The sequence below is a fragment of the Microbispora sp. GKU 823 genome (genome assembly GCF_002027145.1).
Taxonomy (GTDB): Bacteria; Actinomycetota; Actinomycetes; order Streptosporangiales; family Streptosporangiaceae; genus Microbispora; species Microbispora siamensis.
The window spans coordinates 39,206-54,981 of sequence record NZ_MWJN01000011.1 but is presented as its reverse complement, the minus strand read 5'-3'; the positions used below and the strand labels follow the sequence as shown (position 1 = coordinate 54,981).

Below are 15,776 nucleotides of genomic sequence, written 5' to 3'. Positions count from 1 at the left end.
CCGACGTTTCCGCAGGTCAAAATCATGTCCGTACGGCGGACGCCGATTGCTTAGGGTTCTGCCGTGAGAGATCTCCGCCTGTTGCCCAAGGCTCACCTGCACACTCACCTGGAAAGCACCGTCCGTCCCGCCACGATCCGCGATCTGGGAGGCGAGCCGCCCGTCCAGGACCGGCCGTTCACCGGTTTCAGGGAGTTCGCCGACCAGCGGGCCACGGTGCGCGCGCTGCTGCGCGACTACGAGCACTTCCGTCGTATCGCCGAGGAGTTCTGCCAGGACGAGGCGGCCCAAGGCGTTCGCTACGCGGAGGTCACCTTCACGGCGGCGGCTCACGGGGAGCGTCTCGGCGATCCGGACATGCCGCTGGAGGGCGTGATGGAGGGACTCGCCATCGGCGCGGAGCGGTACGGCATCCAGACGCGGGTGATCCTGGACCACTCCCGCCGCCGCTCCGCCGAGCGGCTGTGGCGCAGCCTCAAGCTGGCCGCCCGGCACCCGCAGGTGATCGCCATCGGCCTGGCGGGAGACGAGGCCTATCCGGCGGCGCCGTTCGCCGAGGTGTTGCAGGCCGCCCGCGAGGCGGGGCTGCACCTGGTGCACCACGCCGGGGAGACGGCGGGCCCGGCCAGCGTCTGGGAGGTCCTGACGGTGGGGCACGCGGAGCGGATCGGCCATGGCATCCGGGTGCTGGAGGATCCGGATCTGGTGGCCGAGCTGCGGAGACGCCGCGTGCCGCTGGAGGTCTGCCCCTCCTCGAACGTCCTGCTCGGGCTGGTCCCGTCGTTGGCGGAGCACCCGCTGCCGCGCCTGGTCGAGGCCGGTCTGACGGTCACCCTGAACACCGATGGGGAGACGTCGTTGGCGGCGGAGTACGAGCGCGCCCGGGAGATCTTCGGGTGCGGCGACGCCGAACTGGCGGACCTGGCCCGCGCCTCGGTCGAGGCGAGCTTCGCACCTGCGGAGGTGAAGGCACAGGTCAACGCCGAGATCGGCCACTGGCTGAGCGGATGAAAGCCCGCTCCCCCGCGCCGTGTCCCCGAGGCGATGCGCGGTCTGGGCCGACTCCGGGGCCGCACGGGCGGCGGGACGCTAGCCTGGTGCGGATCACGGAAAGGGGACGACCGGAAATGGTGCTGGAGGGGACGGCCCGCGCACTGCTGCGCAGGCTGGCGGCCGAGCAGGCGGAGGCACGGGTGCCGTCGCTGGTGGCGGCGATCGTGCGGGGCGGTGAGATCGCCTGGTTCGGGGCGCGCGGCCGGGTCGGCGGGGAGCCGCCCACCCGGGACACCCAGTACCGCATCGGGTCCATCACCAAGACCCTCGTGGCGACCGCCGTCATGCGGCTGCGCGACGAGGGCCGGCTCGACCTGCTCGACCCCCTGGACAAGCACGTGCCCGGCACACCGCTGGGCGACGTCACGGTCGCCCAGCTGCTGTCGCACAGCGGCGGGCTGACCGCCGAGTCGCCCGGCCAGTGGTGGGAGCGCACCCCGGGCGTGCCGGTGGGCGACCTGGTCGCCGCGCTCGGCCCCGAGTCCGCACGGCACCGGCCCGGCCGCCGCTATCACTACTCCAACCTCGGGTTCGCCCTGCTCGGCGAGCTGGTCGCGCGCAAGCGGTCGGCGCCGTGGGACGAGGTCGTACGCGAGGAGATCCTGGAGCCGCTCGGCATGCGCGACACCACCCCGCGCCCCCGTGCGCCGCACGCCACCGGATATGCCGTGCACCCGTGGGCCGACGCGCTGCTGCCGGAGCCGGAGAACGACCACGGCGCCATGGCCCCCGCAGGGCAGATGTGGTCCACGGCGGCCGACCTGGCCCGGTGGGCGGCCTTCATCGGCGGCGACACCGGCGAGGTGCTCCGCCCGGCCACGGTCGCGGAGATGCGCGAGCCGGCCGTCGTGGAGGACGGCGACACCTGGACCCGCGGTTACGGCCTCGGCCTCCAGCTGGCCCGGCACATCGGGCCCGGCGGCCCGCGGCGGCTGGCCGGCCACACCGGGTCGATGCCCGGCTTCCTCGCCACCGTGTGGGCCGACCCCGCCGACGGCGTGGCCGTGCTGTGGATGGCCAACACCACCTCGGGCGTGCGCAACCTCGACACCGCCCTGCTGGACATCCTGGCCGAGCACGAGCCGCCGCTGCCGGCCGAGTGGTCGCCCTCCCCCGTGGACGAGGACCTGCTGGCGCTGACGGGGCCGTGGTACTGGGGACCGACGCCGTACGTGCTCCGGGTCCTGCCCCAGCGGGGCCTTTCGCTGACCCCGGTGAACGGGCAGGGCCGCGCCTCCCGGTTCACCGCCCGCACCGACGGCACCTGGGTGGGGCTCGACGGCTACTACGCCGGGGAGACCCTGCGTGTGGTCCGCTCCCCCGGCGGGGTGACCCACCTCGACCTCAACACGTTCATCTTCACGCGTGAGCCGTACGACCCGGCGGCCCCGGTGCCGGGCGGCGTCGACCCGGCCGGCTGGCGGTGACCTGTCGCCTGACCGGCCAGGCGACCGGTCAGGTGGTGGCCAGCGCGACCGTCGGCGACAGCCGGGCCGCGCGCATCGCCGGATAGAGGCCGGCGAGGGTGCCGATGACGAGCGTGGCGCCGACGCGCCGCGAACGCCCAGGCCGGGACCACCGGCGGCCAGTCGCGCGACAGCGCGTAGCCGGCGGTGGCCAGGCCGCCCAGCACCGCGCCCGCGATCCCGCCGAGCGCCGACAGCAGCAGCGACTCGGCGAGGAACTGCAGGCGCACCTGCCCGCGGGTGGCGCCCAGCGAGCGGCGCAGGCCGATCTCCTTGCGCCGCTCCAGCACCGAGATCACCATCGTGTTGGCCACGCCGACCCCGCCGACCAGCAGCGCGACCGCACCGAGGCCGAGTAGCAGGTTGGTGAACGCGCTCGCGGCCGCCGCCCGGGCCGCCAGCGCGTCGGAGGGCCTGCTGACCGTGACCTCCTCCGGGTTCTCCGGATTGACCGTGCGCGGCAGCACGGCACGTACGGCCTCCACCGACTCCTCGGCGGACCGCTCGTAGATCGTCGTCGGGTGGCCGTCGAAGCCAAGGTACTTCTCGGCGGCCGGGAACCGACGAGCGCCGAGCGCTCGATCTCCGGGGCGAGCGGCATCGGGCCCAGGACGCCGACGACGGTGAACCACCGCTCGCCCATCCAGACCTGTACGCCGATCCTGGTGATGCCGAGCCGCTGTGCGGCCTTGGCGCCCAGCACGACGGCGGGCCGCGCCTCGGTGGCGGCGTTCAGCCAGGCACCCTTGACGACCCGGCCCTCCAGGGTGGTGAGCAGGTCGGCGGTCGCGGCCTGGACGGCGATGCCGCCGGTCACGGCCTTGGGGATGCGGTCGGTGCGGCGGATGGTGGTGTCGACCGTGCCGGTGGCCGAGGCCGTGCGGACCGGTCCGATGCGCCGGACCATGCCGAGCGCCTCCACGGGCAGCTTGGCCTCCTCGCCGAACATCGTCTGCCCCGGCGCGACGGTGAGCAGGTTGGTGCCGAGCCGGTCGAGCTGGCGCAGCAACTGCTCGCGGGAGGAGGACGAGATGCCCAGCACCGCGATCATGGTGGCGATGCCGATGGCGATGCCGAGCGCGGACAGCACCACCCGCGCGGGGCGGGTGCGCAGCCCGGCCGCGCCGGTCCGCAGGACGTCGGACGGCCCGAGCCTGGCGGGGGTCAGCCGCTGACGGTTCATCGTGGCGCTCCCTTCGCCGCCCCCGCGGTTTCGGCATCCGGCAGCTTGGGGTTCGCTCCGGGAGGGCGGCGCCCGGCGCCCGCCCCGGCGTCGGCGACGACGCGGCCGTCGCGTACGCGCACCTGCCGGGGGCACCATTCGGCGATCTCGGGGTCGTGGGTGATGACCGCGATCGTCGTGCCGGCGGCGTGCAGGTCGCGCAGGACGCCCAGCACCTCGGCGCCCGCCGCCGAGTCCAGGTTGCCGGTCGGCTCGTCGGCCAGCAGCAGCGGCGGGTCGCCCGCCACGGCGCGGGCCACCGCCACCCGCTGCTGCTCGCCGCCGGACAGCTGGTTGGGGCGGTGGCCCAGCCGGTGGCCGAGGCCCACCCGCTCCAGCGCGGCGGCGGCGCGTTCCCGCCGCGCCCGCAGCGGCGTGCCGGTGTACAGCAGGCCGTCGGCGACGTTGTCCAGCGCGCTCACCCCGGGCGCGAGGTGGAACTGCTGGAAGACGAAGCCCAGGTGGCGGGCGCGCAGCGCGGACAGCTCGCGGTCGGAAAGCCCGGCCACGTCGTGCCCGGCGATCCGTACGGTGCCCGTGGTGGGCCGGTCCAGGGTCCCGATCAGGTGCAGCAGGGTCGACTTGCCGGAGCCGGACGGCCCGGCGATGGCGACCAGTTCGCCGGGTTCGACCAGCAGGTCCACCCCGCGCAGGGCCCGTACGCCGCCGCCGTACTCCTTGGTCACCTCGCGCAGCTCCACCACGTAGGGCTGCTCGGGCTGCGGGATGCTCATGTGGCGGGCACCCCGACCTTCATGCCCTCGGCGAGCCCGGCGCCGGTGATCTCGACCATGCCGCTGCCGAAGGCGCCGAGTTCGACCGGGACCACGCGGGTGGAGGCGCCCTCGACCACCTCGACGCCGAAGCCGCCCTCCCGCAGGGCCAGCAGCGCCTCCACCGGCACGGCCAGCACGTTCTCGCGCCGCTCGCTGACCAGCTCCACCTCGACCGGGGCCTTGTCGAGGCGGGTCTTCGGGGTCTTGCTCAGGGTGATGTCGACGTCGATGGTGCTGCCCTCGTCCTGGCCCTGTCCGGAGGGGACGGCCTCGGCCACCGTGCCGACCGTGGTGATCTTCCCGGTGACCCGCTCGCCGCCGGGCAGTTCCACGGTGACCTTGGCGCCCTTCCTGGCCAGCGACTGGTCGTCGGTGGACAGGTCCACGTGCACCAGCCGCCGTACGCCCGACACGGTGAGGGCCGGACGACCGGGGGTGGTCCTGTCGCCGATCTCGACCTTGGCGTCGGTCACCCGGGCGGCGGCGGGCAGGAAGACCACCTGGGAGGCGTCCACCTGTCCGGTCTCGGGCAGCCCGGCGTCGTCCTGCCACTCCTTGACGGCCAGGTAGGTGGCGTAGCTGAAGTGGTCGTCCACGGTCAGATCGTCGCCGTAGCCGAGGACCTTGAGGTTGCGTTCGAGCTGCTCGACGTCGGGGCCGTCGTCGACGCCCTGCCGCAGCGGGCGGTACATCGGCAGCGAGCCGTACATGAGGACCACCGGCCTGCGGTCGACACTGAGCAGCGCACGGCCGCGCCGTACGACCGCGCCCTCGGCGGGCACCCAGGTCACGGTGCCGGAGGCGTCGGTGCTCACCTGCCGCGCGCCGGAGTAGGTCAGCGACCCCTCCACGGTCTTGGTGTCGACCAGGTCCTGGCGGGTGACCGACGCGGTGGCGGGCACGGGGGGCGAAGACGGCTCGGCCGCGCCGGCGCCGTCGCCGCCCGCCACGGCGACGGCGGTTCCCGCGGCGGCCAGGGCGAGGACTCCGGCGCCCGCGATCACCAGGCCCTTCCTCACGGCTTCCTCCCCGGCGCGAACTCCTCGCAGGCCTTCTGCGCCTCTTCCATCGCCTTCTCCTGGCCCGGTTTGATCTTGACCTGGAGCCCCTTTCCGGGTTCGGGGTCGGGCATGTCGACGCCGTGCTCGCGCATGCACTGGGCGAACTTGAGCATCCGGTCGCGCGCCTGGGGATCGTCGCCGCCGAGCTTGTCGCCGACCGCGTCCTTCATGAAGTGCTGGCAGGCCTGCATGGCCTTCTGCATCGAGGCCTCGTCGCCCTTCTTGCTCATGATCCGGACGCGGCCGTCGGGATCGGGGTCGGGCACGTCCACGCCGTGCTCGCGCATGCACTGGGCGAACTTGAGCTGGGCCTCCTGGCGGTCCACGGTGGCCGACGCCGACGGCCTGGCCGTGGCGCCCGACGTGGCACCGCCCGCGCTGGCGATCCCGTCGTCCGCGGGGGCCGCGCCGCAGCCGGTCAGCGCCAGTGCGAGCCCCAGTGTGAGACCCAGTGTGGGCCCCAGTGCCGGGCCCAGGGGGTGCAGCGGTCGTAAGCGCATGGGTCGTTCCTCCTCTGTCGCTCCTTCTCATCCGGGGCGTTCGCCCGGGACGGGGCCCAACTTCAGCGGAGGCGGTGCTAAACGCGGATAAGCGAGATCCGCTTATCCGCGGCTAACACCGACTGCGCCACTCTCGGAGCCGAGCGGGAGGTTGGGATGCGGGTGCTCGTGGTCGAGGACGAGGAACAGCTGGCCGAGGCCGTCGCCCGGGGGCTGCGGCTGCACGCCATCGCGGTGGACGTGGCCTACGACGGTCAGGAGGCGCTCGAGCTGGCCGCCTACGTCGATTACGACGTGGTCGTGCTCGACCGCGACCTGCCCGAGGTGCACGGCGACGACGTGTGCCGGGAGCTGGTCACGGCCAGTGGGGCGAGCCGCATCCTCATGCTGGACGGCGGCCGGGCGGGTGCGGGACCGGGGTCGGGGGCCTGTCTCTGGGCGCCGACGACTACCTGGTCAAGCCGTTCGCGTTCGCCGAGCTGGTGGCCCGGATCCGGGCGCTGGCCCGGCGCTCGCCCCGGGCGGTGCCTGCGGTGATCGAGCGGGCCGGGATCCGGCTCGACCCGGCCCGCCGTACGGTGACGCGGGACGGGCGGCAGGTGGCGCTGGGCCGCAAGGAGTTCGACGTGCTGCACGAGCTCATGCGCGCCGGCGGAGGGCTGGTGACCTCGGCCCGGCTGCGCGCGAACGTGTGGGACGAGCACGCCGACGCCGGCACGGGCGTGCTGCGCGTCACGATCACCTCGCTGCGCCGCAAGCTGGGCGAGCCGCCGGTGATCGAGAACGTGCCGGGCCGGGGGTATCGGCTGTGATCCGTGTCCTGTCCTTGTGGAGCAGGCTCGGCCTGCGGACGCGGCTCACCCTGCTGTACGGCGGGCTGTTCTTCCTGGCGGGATCGGTGCTGCTGTGGTTCACCCACCTGCTGACCGCGCGGGCGCTCAACCAGCGGTTCGTGGTGGCGGTGGCGTCGAAGGTGACCGGCGCCCCCGATGCCATGTTGGGGGGCAGGCTGCCCGACAGCGACCTGCTCGCGCAGCGGGTGCGCACCAACGTCGAGCAGGGGGCGGCCGACGTGCTGAGCGACGTGCTCAGGTCGTCGGTGATCGTCATGGTCCTGGTCGGGGCCGTCGCGGTGATCCGTGGGCTACCTGGTGGCCGACCGCGCGCTGCGCCCGCTCGACCGGGTGACCGAGACCGCGCAGCGGCTGTCGGAGAGCACGCTGCACGAGCGGATCGCCCTGCGCGGCCCGCAGGACGAGATCAAGCGTCTCGCCGACACCTTCGACGCGATGCTCGACCGGCTGCACCGGGTGTTCGACGCCCAGCGCCGGTTCATCGCCAACGCCTCCCACGAGCTGCGCACCCCGCTCGCGGTCAACCGTACGGTCCTGGAGGTGTCGCTGGAGGAGCCCGCGGCGTCGGAGGACCTCAAGGCGCTGGCTCGCGCGCTGCTCGGCACCAACGCGAGGTATGAGCGGCTGATCGAGGGCCTGCTCATGCTGGCGCAGTCGGAGCAGGAGCTGACCGCCCGCAAGCCGGTCGACCTGCGGCACATCGTCCGAATGGCGATGGAGCAGATCGACCTGCAGCCGCGCCGCAGGAAGGTGGTCGTCCACGAGGACCTGTGCCCGGCGGTCGTGCACGGCGACCCGCTGTTCCTCGAACGCTGCCTGGTCAACCTGCTGGAGAACGCGATCAAGTACAACGTGCGCGACGGAGAGGTCTGGGTCCGGCTGCGGGAGGACGAGGCCGGGGTGAGCGTGACGGTGGAGAACACCGGGCCCCTGGTCCCGCCGTACGAGGTGGACGACCTGTTCGAGCCGTTCCGGCGGCTCGGCGGCGACCGCGTCCGCTCCGCCCGGGGGGCGGGGCTGGGCCTGTCCATCGTCCGGGCCATCGCCGTGGCGCACGGCGGCGGGGTGGAGGCGCTCGCCCGGCCGGAGGGCGGCCTGGCGGTGACCGTACGCCTGCCGAGGTGAGCCGGGGTTCTCCTGCAATCGATGATCGCTCTGCGGCCGGTTACCCGGCCCTGCCGGGTTTGCTCCCTACTGACCAGTAAAATCTGGGTTGTTCTAACTTGACCGGTTTGACCTGGTCTATTACGTTTTAGGCAGCTCAGGGCGCACTTGCTCATCTCAATGGTCAAGAAGCCCTCCTCAGACCGACGCGGCAAGCCGATCCCGGCCTGCCGCCCGGCCGCCGAGTCCGCGTCCGCGCGGAGCCGGGGACCCACCTCTCCTGGGGTGAATCGGCATACCTGCCGTAGGGCGACTTCCAGCCCGAACCCGTCAGCTAACCCGGTAGGCGGCATGGAAGTAAGGGAGTACGCCCCACCATGCACGTCCTCAACACCTGTGTTCGCGCTGCCCTCGCGGGCGGGGCCCTCGCCTCGGCCGTGCTGCTCGCGTCGCCGGCCGCGCACGCGGACAACCCGGCCACCGGCAAGGGCCCGGCGGCCGCGAAGTCCATGGCCGAGATCGCTTCCACGCTGCCCAAGGTCAGCGCGGCCGACGTGCTGAACCTGGCCAGGAGCCAGGTCGGGATCAGCGAGAACGCCAACGGCGGCGGAACCAAGTTCCAGCACTGGTACATGTCCACGCCGCGTGCCCGCGAGACCCTCGCCCGCGACGGCGGCACGATCGACGGCTACCTGAACGCCCCCTGGTGTGACATGTTCGTCTCCTGGGTGGGCCAGCAGCTCGGCATCGCGCCGGTCATGGGCTCCGACGCCTACACGGTGGAGCATGCCCAGTGGTTCGCCGACCACGGCCGCTGGGGCCACACGCCCAAGCCGGGCGCGGTGGTGTTCTTCAACTGGAACGGCAGCAAGGACATCGACGACGTCCAGCACGTCGGTTTCGTCGTCAAGGACAACGGCGACGGCACGATCCGGACCATCGAGGGCAACACCGGCGACGGCGGCGCCGTCGAGGCCCGCACCCGTCCCACCTGGCAGGTGGCCGGGTACGGCTACCCGATGTACCCCGCGGACACCTCCGCGTCCACCACCACCGCCTCCTCCTGAGAGACGACGGCCCCTGAAGCGCGCCGGTGATCCCGGCGCGCTTCGCCGTCCCCGCCGAAAGCCGCCCGACTGCCGCAAATTGACCTACAAGAGCGCGGGCTGCGAGCCTGGCGGCATGCACGCGTTCGACGTCCTCGGCGATCCGGTGCGCCGCCGGATCCTGGAACTGCTCGCCGAGGGCGAGCGCTCCGCCGGAGAGATCGGCGCGATCGTGCAGGAGGAGTTCGGGATCTCCCAGCCCGCGGTGTCGCAGCACCTGCGCGTGCTCCGGGAAAGCGGCTTCACGACGGTCCGGGCCGAGGGCACCCGGCGCCTGTACGCCGTCGATCCCACGCCGCTGCGCGAGGTCGACACCTGGCTCGACCACTTCCGCCGCTTCTGGAACCAGCGCCTGGACGCCCTGGGCACCGAACTCGCCCGCGGCAGGCGGGAGCGCCGCCTGCGGGACGACGCCCGTCCGTGAAACGGCGGGTGCCGGAGGCGACGGCTCCTGTCAGGCGGATGATCGCGACCGGCTCGCAAGCTCAGCGCGGCTGGTTGGTGGGATGGGTTGCCTGGGGTCGGGTTGCCTGGGGCTGGGTGGCTGCCAGGCTGGCGAGGAGTTTGAGCCGGTCCTCGGAGGCGGTGCCCGGTCTTGATGCTCACGACCGAGTTCGTGGTCGCGGGCCTGCTGCCGGAGATCGCCGGCGACCTGCGGGTGAGCGTACCCGAGGCGGGACTGCTGATCACGGTGTTCGCGGCCGGCATGATCATCGGCGCGCCGTCGATGGCGATGCTGACGCTGCGGCTGCCCAGGCGGTTGACGCTGATGCTCGCCTTGGGCGTGTTCGCGGCCGGGCATCTCGTCGTCGCGGTCGGCTCCAGCTTCGCGCTGCTCCTGGCAGCACGGTTTGTGACGGCGCTGGCGACCGGGGCGTTCTGGGCGGTGGCCAACGTGACCGCCGGCCGTACCGCGGGCCCTGGGGCAAGCTCCCGAGCTTTGGGTCTGGTGAGTGCCGGAGGCATGCTCGCCAACGTCGTCGGGGTGCCTCTCGGCGCGTTCGCCGGGCAACTGGTGGGCTGGCGGGGCCCGTTCTGGGCGCTGGCGATCCTCGCGGTGGCGGCTGCCGGGCTGATCGCCCGCACCGTCCCGCACGATGGCGGCGATCACCGGGCGGTGTCGGTGCGGTCGGAGGTGGCTGCTCTGCGCAGGGGGCGCCTGTGGCTGGTGCTGGCGGCCTGCGCGACCACGACCGGCGGGGTGCTTTCGGCCTACTCCTACATCGCGCCGCTGCTGACCGGCCGGACCGGTATCGCGGCCGGGCTCGTGCCGCTGGTGCTCGTCGGCTTCGGCGCCGGAGCCCTGGCGGGCTCGCTGGCTGGAGGCCGGCTCGGGGACGCCCGCCCGCACACCACGACGATCGCGGCGGCCGCGGGCACCACGGTCCTGCTGCCGGCGATCTGCCTGCTGTCCGGGCAGGCCTGGGCCATGGTCGTTCTGGTCGTGCTGCTGGGGTTCTCCGGGCTCGGCGCCAATCCCGTGCTGATCTCCATGTCGGTTCGCTTCGCCGGTCAGGCGCCCACCCTGGCGTCCGCCCTGAGCGTCTCGGCGTTCAATTTCGGCACCGCCGTCGGCACCTGGATCGCCGGGCGCGCCCTCGACTCGTCCCTGGAGACCACCGGACCCGCTGCGGTCGGCACCGCCGTCGCCGCACTGACCCTGATTCCCACGATCACGATCGCCCTGCTCCAGCGGCGCCGCGTCGCCGCACCCGTCCACTAGATCTCCGCCACCGGGTGTATGGCCAGGTCAGCTCGGGGAAGGCGGCAAGGAGCCACAACGCTGGAACCCGTTCGCGGCCACGGCCCGGGGCTGCGCTCTCCGCCACCACGTGAGACACACAACCATCTGAGAATGGAGCATTTCGATGCGTGCAACCTTGATGTACGGCGCCGGCGACGTCCGGGTCGAGGAGGTGCCGGACCCGGTCGTCAAGCTGCCCACCGACGCGCTGGTCCGCGTCACCGCGTCCTGTATCTGCGGCAGCGACCTGTGGCCCTACGGCTCGATGAAGCCAGACGACGGCCCTGCCCGGATGGGGCACGAGTTGATCGGCATCGTCGAGGACACCGGCTCCGAGGTGACGACCCTCAAACGGGGCGACCTGGTCGTCGCGCCGTTCGCCATCTCCGACAACACCTGCGACTTCTGCCGCGAGGGCCTGCACACCTCCTGCGCTCACCCGCAGGCCACCTTCTTCGACGGCCTGTCCGACGAGGGCGGACAGGCCGAAGCGGTCCGTGTCCCGCTCGCCGACGGCACCCTGGTCAAGCTCCCCGTGGAAGCGGACTCGGCCCTCATGCCGTCCCTGCTGACACTCTCGGACGTGTTCGGCACCGGCTACCACGCCGCCGTGGCCGGCGGCGTCACCCCGCGCACCCGCGTCACCGTGATCGGTGACGGCGCTGTGGGCCTGCTGGCGGTGCTGTCGGCCAAGCGCCTTGGCGCCGAACAGATCATCCTGATGGGACGCCACCAGGCGCGCACCGACCTCGGCCGCGAGTTCGGCGCCACCGACGTCGTCTCCGCCCGGGGCGAGGAAGGCATCGAGGCGGTCCGCGAGCTCACCGGCGGGCACGGCACGCACGTGGTCCTGGAGGCCGTCGGCACCATGCCCGCCTACCGGCAGGCCCTCGGCGTCGTCCGCCCTGGCGGCGTCATCAGCCGCGTCGGCGTCCCGCAGTACGAAGATGCGCCGATCGGCATGAGCGGCCTGTTCCGCCACAACATCCGACTCTCCGGAGGACCCGCGCCGGTCCGCGCCTACATCGAAGAACTGATGCCCGACATCCTGAACGGCACCATCGAACCGGGAAAGGTCTTCGACGCCACCACCGACCTGGACGGCGTCCCGGCTGGCTACCGGGACATGGCCGACCGCAAGAGCCTCAAGGTCCTCATCAAACCCTGAGTTCCACTGCGGTTTGCTCGCCGCACCTTCATGCGGCGAACCGCTCGGTGCCGGGGTCGACCTCGCCATCACCCACGCCCTGGTCAGGGGCGCTCGCGGTGGGGGCGATCCTCATGCGCGAAGGTCATAACTGATGTGGGTGACCCGGTCGCTTTGGACGATACGCGGGTTGTCCAACATCGTCATGGGAACCCTGTGCTCTCCGAAGAACCGGATCCCGTCGCCGAGCAGGACCGGAACGACGTACATGTCGATCTGGTCCACCAGCCCGGCAGAGATCGCCTGTCCGGCGAGATCGCCCGCAGGCAGGGAGACGTCGCGGTCGCCGGCCGCCTGCTTGGCACGCGCCACAGCTTCTTTCAGGTCCCCGACGAAGTGGAACGGGGCGCCGGGGTGGCGGCTCGGCCAGTCGCCGGGGGAACGGTGGGTGACCACGAAGACATGGTCGCCCACGGCGGGTTTGCCGCCCCAGCCGTCGGTGAGGTCGAACAGACGGCGTCCCATGATGGTCGCACCGACGCTCGCCCAGGTGGCGCGGAGGAAATCGGCGCTGGCGGCGGCCGGCCGGTAGCCGCCCTTCGGCCGGTACTGGTGCGGTGCGACAGGCACCTCCTGGGGGCCGTTGAAGTACCAGTCGAACAACGGTCCCACGCCGTCGTTCCGGTCGGCGATGAAACCGTCCGCGGACACGGCCGCACCGATGATCACCTTGCTCATGTGCGTTCTCCTGCCTGGACACGTCCACTCGGTTCGGGGCGGCGCCGACCGGGCGCTGATCGGCCCGCCCTGATCGATCTGTGCTGATCGGTCTGCTCAGCGGACTCGGTCGTAGACCATGGCGATCTCGCCCAGCTCTCCGGTCTCCTGGTGGGTGAGCGTCCACTTCGTCGCCGGCAGCCCGTCGTCGAACAGGCGTCCCCCGCCTCCGGCGATCTGAGGGAAGATCATGAGATACAGCCGGTCGAGCAGGTCCGCCGACAGGAGCGGCTTGATGACGCTGACGCTGCTGTTGACGAGGATGTCGCCTCCGCCGGTGGCCTTGAGGTCGGTGACGACATCGGCGACGGGGGCGTTCACGATGCGGGTGCGTTCCCACGGCGCTTCGGTCAAGGTGGTCGAGAAGACCACCTTCTCGGTGTCGACCAGCCACTTGGCGTATCCGCGGTCACGCGGGTCGGCGTTCTCGTCTTCCGCGACCGATGGCCAGTACCCCATGAATCCCTCGGCGTTGATCCGGCCGAGCACCGCCGTCGTCGCGCCCTCCCAGATGCGGTTCATCTGGTCTCGCGCGACCTCGGTGATCACGTAGGGAGCGAACGCAGCGAAATCGCCGGGCCCCCCGGGACCGTGGTAACGCCCGTCGAGGGTGAGACTCAGGTTCGCGGTCACTCTGCGGCCGGTCGAGTTGGTCATTGCGTGCTCCTTGTATCGGTGTCGTGTGCATTCGGGGCAAGGGTCGCCGCGAGCTTGTCGAGGCTCTGGCCGAAGCCGATCTCGATGCCTGCGATGAAGTCCGCGGATTCGACGGTGCTGTCGGTGATGCGGAAGCGGACGTCGAGGTCCGTGCCGGTGCCTGTGGGCCTGAGGTCGAGGTCGAGGCGGGCGGTGAAGGCCCGGCCGCCCTCGGGAAGCAGTGGGGAGAGCCGGTAGGCGAGGTGCTCATAGGGGCGCACCTCGTCGACGACTCCCTCCGCGCGCCCGGCGATGTGGTCGAAACCGTCGGTGTCCTCGGCGTCGCGGTACTCATGCGCGATTCGTCCGCCCGGTCGTGCCTCGAACACGAGCTCGGAGACGCGCAGGTCGTCGGGCGTCCACCAGCGGGCGAGCAGGGAGGCGTCGGTCAGATGGCGCCAGACCAGCTCGGGCTGCCCCGCCAGCGACCGGTGGAACCCGAACGAGCGGCCGTCGGCCCATCCCGGCCCTTCTGCGGCGAGCCGCTCTTCGTGGAGGCTGAGCCCGTAGCGATCGTAGGTCTCGCGTGGGCCGCCGACCCGGTCCGCGGTGTCGGCGAGCCGGCTGAGCGCAGCCGCGAGCTCCCGCAGGGGCTCGGAACGGAGCGCGTAGATGCGGCGCTGACCGGTGCGCCGGGAGGTGACGATGCCGGCGCGTTCAAGGGTCTGCAGGTGTTTGGTCGTCTGCGGCTGACGTGCCTCGGCGAGTTGGGCCAGGACGCCGACCGGCCGGGGCCGCTCGGCCAACAGACTCACGAGCCGCCATCGGGCCGGGTCGGCCAGCGCGGTGAGGAGTACGTCCACGAGGAAGAGTATTCGCCATAGAGAATATTCGTGTCAAGGAATATCTTCGGCGAAGTGTCGTCGTAGCCGTGCTCTGCCGCCGGTCGAGCCGATGCGTCAGCCGGGTCTGTCCCAGTCGGCGGCGCTCCGACGTCCACAAGCTGAAGGAACGCCGCTTGTCGCAACCGCCGCCCGCACGGGCCTCAGAACCGGTAGCGGAGAATGCGTGCCCCTTGCCGAGACAAGGCCGTGCTGCGGGCGGTGAGACGGGTCAGCGCGCGTAGGGGTTGCGGGAACCGGGCTATTTCCGGTGCTCGGGTGAGGATCTGCTCCTCGATCAGTTCGAGGCCGGCGTCCCAGGACTCTGGTTCGTGTGGGTCGTCGAAGCCCTGGGCGGCTTTGATGCCGAGTGCCTTGATGGTCGGGTGGTACTTCATGGCCCAGGCCGCGAAGCGGGTGTAGCCGTTGAGCGCGAGCTCGCCCGAAGGGAAATGGCCGGCCAGCGCGCGGGTCATCGTCTGGAAGGAGTCGCCGGGCATGAAGGGGAGCAGCCCCTCGGCGACGATCATCGCAGGCCGGTCGCCGGGGATGGCTGTAAGCCAGTCGGAGCCGGTGAGGTCGGCGCCGACCAGGTGGGAACGTCCGGGCAGACATTCGGCCCGCAGGTGCACCACTTCCGGGAAGTCGATGTCGTACCAGTCGACGCCGGGCGGGGGATCACAGCGGAACATCCTGGTGTCCAGGCCGCAGCCCAGGTCGAGCACCACGCATCCGGGATGAGCGGCGATGTAGGCGCGGACGACCTCGTCGAGCTTCTTGGCGCGCAGTGCCGTGGTGAGGACGAGGTTGGGCTTGACCTTCAGCTTGCCGAAGTCGTAATCGATGTTGGCGGCCAGGTCGGCGGAGAGCGTATCGCCGAGGATCGGGCTGGGCTGCCCGGCGTCCAGGGCTCTGGCGTGGAGAGTGAGCAGCAGCGTTTCCTGGATCAGCCCGAGTTCGGGTTGCCAGCGGTGCATGGGATTCCTTAACGGCGTAGCGGATGGCGGGCCGCGAGGTTCTGCAGCCACGTCAGGGAGTCGTGGGCGGCCTTGATGCGCTCGGTGCGGTGCCCCTCGCCGCCCACGATGTCGAGCCCTTCGTCGGCGATCTCGCCGAACGCGCTCAGGCTTTCGAGCTTGCGCTGGATGACCTTCTGCCAGGCGTCGTCTTCGATGCGGTAGTAGGAGGTGCGATCCCCGGGCCTTCTCACCTTCTTGACCAGGCCGATGGCCGTGAGGAAGCGCATGTTCGAGGTGAGCGAGGCCCGGCTGGCCTGGATGACCTCCGCGATCTGGCCGGCGGACTGCTCGGCCGGATCGCAGATCATGAGCCAGCCGAGGATGCGTCCGGTGATGGGCGGCAGCCCCCACTCCTCGACGCAGAAGGCGGCCACCCGTTCCACCCAGCGGAGCAGCCGGTCCTGCTGTTCCTCAGCGCTCATCGTCGCAT

General features: G+C 71.7%; 16 protein-coding genes, 2 pseudogenes and 1 riboswitch. Of the genes and pseudogenes, 8 read left to right on the top strand and 10 right to left on the bottom strand.

Going from position 1 to position 15,776, the window contains the following annotated elements; genetic code table 11:
• The first annotated feature begins 63 nt into the window (after positions 1-63).
• Complete coding sequence (gene add, locus B1L11_RS08675; protein WP_179155040.1) at positions 64-1,011, top strand: adenosine deaminase; 948 nt, start codon at positions 64-66, stop codon at positions 1,009-1,011.
• Between the two features lie 86 nt (positions 1,012-1,097).
• Positions 1,098-2,480, top strand: a complete 1,383-nt coding sequence (locus B1L11_RS08670) for a serine hydrolase (protein WP_239108381.1) — start codon at positions 1,098-1,100, stop codon at positions 2,478-2,480.
• 245 nt (positions 2,481-2,725) lie between these two features.
• On the opposite strand, the pseudogene B1L11_RS53775 reads toward B1L11_RS08670, so the two are convergent.
• The 5 genes and pseudogenes from B1L11_RS53775 to B1L11_RS50110 form a co-directional block, all read right to left on the bottom strand.
• Positions 2,726-2,821, bottom strand: a pseudogene (locus B1L11_RS53775) (ABC transporter permease); the annotation flags it as partial.
• Positions 2,815-3,702, bottom strand: a complete 888-nt coding sequence (locus tag B1L11_RS08665; RefSeq protein WP_306291617.1) for an ABC transporter permease — start codon at positions 3,700-3,702, stop codon at positions 2,815-2,817. The pseudogene B1L11_RS53775 and the gene B1L11_RS08665, both read right to left, overlap by 7 nt.
• Positions 3,699-4,475: an ABC transporter ATP-binding protein gene (locus tag B1L11_RS08660; RefSeq protein ID WP_079314001.1), complete on the bottom strand. Its 777-nt coding sequence runs from the start codon at positions 4,473-4,475 to the stop codon at positions 3,699-3,701. Before B1L11_RS08660 ends, B1L11_RS08665 begins: the two co-directional genes overlap by 4 nt.
• The gene (locus B1L11_RS46615; RefSeq protein WP_256862345.1) at positions 4,472-5,536 is read right to left on the bottom strand and encodes an efflux RND transporter periplasmic adaptor subunit; all 1,065 of its coding nucleotides are present in this window, start codon (positions 5,534-5,536) and stop codon (positions 4,472-4,474) included. Before B1L11_RS46615 ends, B1L11_RS08660 begins: the two co-directional genes overlap by 4 nt.
• Positions 5,533-6,078, bottom strand: coding sequence for a hypothetical protein (locus B1L11_RS50110; protein WP_143737124.1), 546 nt, complete (start codon positions 6,076-6,078; stop codon positions 5,533-5,535). Before B1L11_RS50110 ends, B1L11_RS46615 begins: the two co-directional genes overlap by 4 nt.
• A 156-nt stretch (positions 6,079-6,234) precedes the next feature.
• Here B1L11_RS50110 and B1L11_RS08650 point away from each other — a divergent pair.
• From B1L11_RS08650 to B1L11_RS08625, 6 genes and pseudogenes are all read left to right on the top strand, one after another.
• Positions 6,235-6,890: pseudogene (locus B1L11_RS08650) on the top strand (response regulator transcription factor).
• A gap of 327 nt (positions 6,891-7,217) precedes the next feature.
• Positions 7,218-8,057: a HAMP domain-containing sensor histidine kinase gene (locus tag B1L11_RS08645; protein WP_256862344.1), complete on the top strand. Its 840-nt coding sequence runs from the start codon at positions 7,218-7,220 to the stop codon at positions 8,055-8,057.
• 208 nt (positions 8,058-8,265) lie between these two features.
• Positions 8,266-8,399, top strand: a riboswitch (cyclic di-AMP (ydaO/yuaA leader).
• 14 nt (positions 8,400-8,413) lie between these two features.
• Complete coding sequence (locus B1L11_RS08640) at positions 8,414-9,103, top strand: CHAP domain-containing protein (RefSeq protein ID WP_079313999.1); 690 nt, start codon at positions 8,414-8,416, stop codon at positions 9,101-9,103.
• 115 nt (positions 9,104-9,218) lie between these two features.
• Positions 9,219-9,566: a helix-turn-helix transcriptional regulator gene (locus B1L11_RS08635; RefSeq protein ID WP_079314071.1), complete on the top strand. Its 348-nt coding sequence runs from the start codon at positions 9,219-9,221 to the stop codon at positions 9,564-9,566.
• Between the two features lie 174 nt (positions 9,567-9,740).
• Entirely contained in the window at positions 9,741-10,865 is a 1,125-nt protein-coding gene (locus B1L11_RS08630) for an MFS transporter (RefSeq protein ID WP_079313998.1), read from the top strand.
• 145 nt (positions 10,866-11,010) lie between these two features.
• Positions 11,011-12,054 (top strand): zinc-dependent alcohol dehydrogenase family protein, encoded by a 1,044-nt coding sequence (locus B1L11_RS08625; protein ID WP_079313997.1) that lies wholly within the window; start codon positions 11,011-11,013, stop codon positions 12,052-12,054.
• A gap of 111 nt (positions 12,055-12,165) precedes the next feature.
• Here the strand turns inward: B1L11_RS08625 and B1L11_RS08620 are convergent, their stop codons facing one another.
• From B1L11_RS08620 to B1L11_RS08600, 5 genes are all read right to left on the bottom strand, one after another.
• Positions 12,166-12,771 carry a dihydrofolate reductase family protein gene (locus B1L11_RS08620; RefSeq protein WP_079313996.1) on the bottom strand — a complete coding sequence of 202 codons (606 nt, stop codon included), beginning with the start codon at positions 12,769-12,771 and terminating at the stop codon, positions 12,166-12,168.
• A gap of 96 nt (positions 12,772-12,867) precedes the next feature.
• Positions 12,868-13,467 carry a dihydrofolate reductase family protein gene (locus B1L11_RS08615; RefSeq protein WP_079313995.1) on the bottom strand — a complete coding sequence of 200 codons (600 nt, stop codon included), beginning with the start codon at positions 13,465-13,467 and terminating at the stop codon, positions 12,868-12,870.
• Positions 13,464-14,309 (bottom strand): metalloregulator ArsR/SmtB family transcription factor, encoded by an 846-nt coding sequence (locus tag B1L11_RS08610; protein ID WP_079313994.1) that lies wholly within the window; start codon positions 14,307-14,309, stop codon positions 13,464-13,466. Before B1L11_RS08610 ends, B1L11_RS08615 begins: the two co-directional genes overlap by 4 nt.
• Before the next feature lie 182 nt (positions 14,310-14,491).
• Positions 14,492-15,304 carry a class I SAM-dependent methyltransferase gene (locus tag B1L11_RS08605; protein WP_079313993.1) on the bottom strand — a complete coding sequence of 271 codons (813 nt, stop codon included), beginning with the start codon at positions 15,302-15,304 and terminating at the stop codon, positions 14,492-14,494.
• An 8-nt stretch (positions 15,305-15,312) separates the two neighbouring features.
• Positions 15,313-15,768, bottom strand: a complete 456-nt coding sequence (locus B1L11_RS08600; RefSeq protein WP_079313992.1) for a GbsR/MarR family transcriptional regulator — start codon at positions 15,766-15,768, stop codon at positions 15,313-15,315.
• Between the last annotated feature and the right edge of the window lie 8 nt (positions 15,769-15,776).